Origin of the sequence: Mesorhizobium sp. M7A.F.Ca.CA.004.04.2.1 (assembly GCF_004022825.1) — a bacterium.
In the GTDB taxonomy this organism is placed as follows: domain Bacteria; phylum Pseudomonadota; class Alphaproteobacteria; order Rhizobiales; family Rhizobiaceae; genus Mesorhizobium.
In genome coordinates, this window is the sequence record NZ_RZPH01000445.1 from 1 (window position 1) to 4647 (window position 4647).

3 protein-coding genes are annotated in these 4647 nt (G+C 63.6%); all 3 read left to right on the top strand.

Annotated elements, in window-relative coordinates; genetic code table 11:
• On the top strand, positions 1 to 2038 hold a 2038-nt coding region (locus EN893_RS19645; protein WP_245490868.1), incomplete at its 5' end, for an amylo-alpha-1,6-glucosidase.
• A gap of 142 nt (positions 2039 to 2180) precedes the next feature.
• The gene (locus EN893_RS19650) at positions 2181 to 3962 is read left to right on the top strand and encodes a trehalose-6-phosphate synthase (RefSeq protein WP_127269144.1); all 1782 of its coding nucleotides are present in this window, start codon (positions 2181 to 2183) and stop codon (positions 3960 to 3962) included.
• Positions 3959 to 4647 (top strand): trehalose-phosphatase (gene otsB / locus EN893_RS19655; protein ID WP_128361712.1); only part of this gene is annotated, 689 nt, incomplete at its 3' end. The genes EN893_RS19650 and otsB, both read left to right, overlap by 4 nt.

Sequence of the window (4647 nt, forward strand, 5' to 3'; positions counted from 1 at the left end):
CGCCTATGGCGACATACGTGGAGCCGGCGACGGTTTCTTTCGCGACGACACACGGGTTCTTTCCGAGTTCCGGCTGACCGTCGGCGGCAGGCAGACATCGCTGCTCGGCGCCTCGCTCAGCCAGGACAATGTGCTGTTCACCACCAATTTGACCAATCTGCCGATACAGAGCGCCGGCGGACGCGACATCCCGCAGGGAGCCATCCACATCGAACGCGTCAGGCTGCTCTGGCAGGACAGGCTGTTCGAACGCATCACGCTTTCCAATTACAGCCGGGAACATTCGACGATCAACGTTTCCCTGCACTATTCCGCCGATTTCCGCGACATGTTCGAAGTGCGTGGCTCGACACGGCTGAAGCGCGGGCTGGCCCATGCCGCCGAAACAGACGCGACGTCGGTCCTGCTGCGCTATGACGGGCTCGATGGCCTGGCCCGCCTCTCTGCGATATCGTTCTCGCAGGCGCCGGACCAACTGACAGCCAACCGTGCCGATTTCCTGATCGCCGTGACCAAGCGCAGCAGGAAGGTGCTCTATGTCGAGGTCGGTCCCGAGGTGGCCGACAAGCCCGACCGCGACCGGTTCCGCGCCGCTGCCGCACGCGCCCGCTTTGGCATGCGGGCCAAACGTCGCCATGGCGCGACGGTGCGCAGCTCGGGCCGTGTCTTCAACGATTGGGTCGAGCGCGCCCGCGCCGATGTCGCGCTGCTGACCACCGAACTGGCGACCGGCCCCTATCCCTATGCCGGCATCCCCTGGTTCTCGACGGCGTTCGGTCGTGACGGCGTCATCTCGGCGCTGCAGATGCTGTGGCTCAATCCCGGGCTGGCGCGGGGCGTGTTGGCCTTTCTGGCCCAGCATCAGGCGACCGAGACATCGCCGTTCAGCGATTCGCAGCCGGGCAAGATCATGCACGAGACCCGCAAAGGCGAAATGGTGGCGCTGCGGGAGCTTCCCTTCGGCCGCTACTACGGTGGCGTCGATACGACACCGCTCTACATCTATCTTGCTTGCGCCTACGCCGATCGTACCGGTGACATGGCATTCATCGACGGCCTGTGGCCTTCGCTGTGCGCGGCGGCCGAATGGACGGAGGAGGCGGGCCGGGAGACCGGATTCGTGACTTACCAGCGAGCGGCCGAGTCCGGCCTCGCAAACCAGGGATGGAAGGACAGTTTCGATTCGGTCTTCCATGCCGATGGCCGCATTCCCAAGGGCCCGATAGCCCTGGTCGAAGTGCAGGGCTATGTCTTTGCCGCCTTCCGCGGGCTGGCCAAGCTTGCCCGCCGCCGTGGCGAGGACGACAAAGCCGATCACTGGGAGGACCGCGCCGAGGCGATGCGGGTGGCGGTGGAACGCGATTTCTGGCTTGACGATCTCGGCTTCTATGCCCTTGCGATCGACGGTGCCGGCGAGCCCTGCAAGGTGCGGACCTCGAATGCCGGGCATCTGCTCTTTGTCGGATTGCCTGAGCCGGCGCGGGCCCAGATGGTCGCCGACCAGCTGCTTTCCGCCTCCTTCCATTCCGGCTGGGGGCTGAGGACGCTTGCCGACGATGCGGTGTTCTTTAACCCGATGTCGTACCACAATGGCTCGATCTGGCCGCACGACACCGCCATATGCGGTGCCGGCCTGGCGCATTATGGCGAGCGTGAAAGCGTGGTTCGCCTGATGAGCGGCACATTCGAATCCGCGGTCCATTTCAACATGCGGCTGCCCGAACTGTTCTGCGGGTTTACACGCGCGCCGGGCGAAGCACCCATCGCCTATCCCGTCGCTTGCCTGCCGCAAGCGTGGTCGGCGGGATCCGCCTTCATGCTGATGCAGGCCTGCCTTGGCCTGGAGATCGACGGCTGGGATGGCGAAATCCGCGTCACCCGCCCGAGACTGCCGATCGGCATCGACACGCTGACACTGCGGCACCTGGGCGTCGGCGACCGGGTCGTCGATCTCACCTTCCAGCGCGTCGGTGACCGGGTCGTCGCTTTCCTTGCCGACCGCCATGAAGGGCTGGTGCCGCTCATCGTAAGGACATGATCCGAACAAAATTGGCGGAACCGATCCGAGCCTTGTGCGTTGCAAAAATACAGGTCCGAACGCTGACCACGTGGTCGGCGGACCGTTTCAAATGGAAAACACGAACAAACGGTCGCCGACGGCCGGGGTGAGTTGACATTCAATGACAAACTACGGTGCGGACCTGCTCTGGGTTCTGATCTTCGCGAGCCTCGGTTTTTCCGCTCTTGCCGTTTTCCTCTCCATATCGCGGCACCGTCGCCGTCATCCACCCGCGGTCGCACATACGGCAGGCGAAGATGTGGCCGCGGAAGCCGCGCGCAAGGTGATACGGGAGTTCGAAAAGAATGGCCAATCGGCCGATGCCGCGCTGGTGACCTGGTCGCCCGAAACATTGCGCAAGATCCTGGCCGACGATCTGCCCGATGCGCAGGTCATCGTGGTGTCCAATCGCGAACCGTACATCCACAATGTGAAGGGCGACGGCGTCGAGTTGCTCGTCCCGGCCAGCGGACTGGTGTCGGCGCTCGAGCCCATTACCCGCGCCTGTGCCGGCACCTGGATCGCCTATGGCGGCGGAACGGCGGACCGCCTCACCGTCGACGACCACGATCGTGTGCAGGTGCCGCCTGGCAACCCGTCCTACACGTTGCGCCGGGTCTGGCTGACGGAGGAAGAGCATCAGGGCTATTATCTCGGTTTCGCCAATGAGGGCCTTTGGCCACTTTGCCATATCGCCTTCACCCGGCCGATTTTTCGCGCCTCCGACTGGGCTGCCTATGAAGCCGTCAACCGGAAGTTTGCCGATACGGTGGTTGCCGAGGCCCGCAACGAGCGGCCGATCGTGCTGGTCCAGGACTACCATTTCGCGCTGCTGCCGCGCATGATCCGCGAGCGCCTGCCGGAGGCGATCGTCATCACTTTCTGGCACATCCCGTGGCCGAATTCGGAAGTGTACAGCATCTGTCCTTGGCGCGAACGCATCCTCGAGGGGCTGCTCGGCAGTTCGATCATCGGCTTCCACACCCAGTTCCACGCCAACAATTTCACCGAAAGCGTCGATCGCTTCCTGGAAAGCCGCATCGAGCGGGCCGATGCGGCCATCTCCTACGGCGGACGGACCACATTGGTGCACGCCTATCCCATCTCGATAGAATGGCCGGCGGACCTGCTGGCGAAACTTCCCGATGTCGACGATTGCCGCGCTCGCATGCGCGAGAGGTTCGGTCTCAAAGCGGATGTGAAGCTGGCCGTCGGGGTCGAGCGCCTCGATTACACCAAGGGCATTCTTGATCGGTTTCACGCTTTGAACGAATTGTTCAAGCGACAGCCTGAATGGATCGGAAAACTTGTCTTCCTGCAGGTCGCGGCACCCAGCCGCGGCACGCTGCCGGCCTACAAATTGCTCCATGACGAGTGCCACCGTTATGCCGAAGAGCTCAACCGGCGTTATGGCAGCGAGGGCTACAGGCCGGTGATCATGGTGGCCGAACATCACTCGCAGGAACAGGTTTACGAGATCTATCGGGCCGCCGACATATGCATGGTCACCAGCCTGCATGACGGCATGAACCTCGTCGCAAAGGAATTCGTCGCCGCGCGCGACGACGAGCAGGGTGTTTTGATGCTCAGCACATTCGCCGGCGCCTCGCGCGAATTGCTGGAGGCGCTGATCGTCAACCCTTACGATGCCGCCATGATGAGCGGAGCGCTGTTGCAGGCATTGACCATGGCGCCCGAAGAACAGCGCGAGCGCATGCGACCCATGCGCGAGACGATCCGCAACAACAACGTCTATCGCTGGGCCGGCAGCATGCTTCTGGATGCGGCGCGTTTGCGTAAGCGCGGAGACCTCGATCGGGTAACCGGTGCCGCCGGCGACCCGCCGCCCAGCGTCGACAATGTCGTCTCCATCTTTGAGCGCAGACGGATGGCGATGTCATGAGCGATACGCTGCAGAAGATGATCGGCGAGACCCTGCAAAAGCCGCAGGCCGTCATGGAGAAACCGCAGCCTGTGCTGGCCGGCGAATGGGCATTGTTCCTCGACATCGACGGCACGTTGCTGGAACATGCCGAGCACCCGGACGCAGTCTCGGTCAGCGACGAGCTTCGCTCCTTGCTGCAAGGCCTGGACCGCAAGCTGAACGGGGCATTGGCGTTCATCACGGGCCGGTCCGTTGCGGCCGTCGACCATCTGTTTCAGCCTTTGAAACTGCGAGCCGCCGGGCTCTATGGCCTGGAACATCGGCTCCTGCCGGACGACGACGTCGAAATCGCGGACGAGCCGGCGGATATCGCAGCCCTTGCCGACGAGATCGAGGCCGAGCTCGGTCGTGGGGCGTATATCGAGCGCAAGGGACGGGTGCTGGCCATCCACACGCGCGCCGCCCCGCATCTGCTTCCGCGCGCGACGCAGCTTGTCGAGCAGGCGCTGGCCGGTTTGCCAAAGGGCTACCGGGTGGTTGCCGGCAACGCCGGCGTGGAATTGCTGCCGCTGGAGGCGGCCAAGGGTGCCGCAATTCGGCGTTTCATGGAGATTGCGCCATTCGCAGGTCGCCGCCCGGTCTTCCTGGGCGACGACACGTCGGACGAAAACGGCTTCGAAACGATCAATGATGCCGGCGGCAT

Bases quoted from the DNA above. Each gene is read 5' to 3' on its own strand.
- EN893_RS19650 (WP_127269144.1), top strand. From the start codon at position 2,181: ATGACAAACTACGGTGCGGACCTGCTCTGGGTTCTGATCTTCGCGAGC.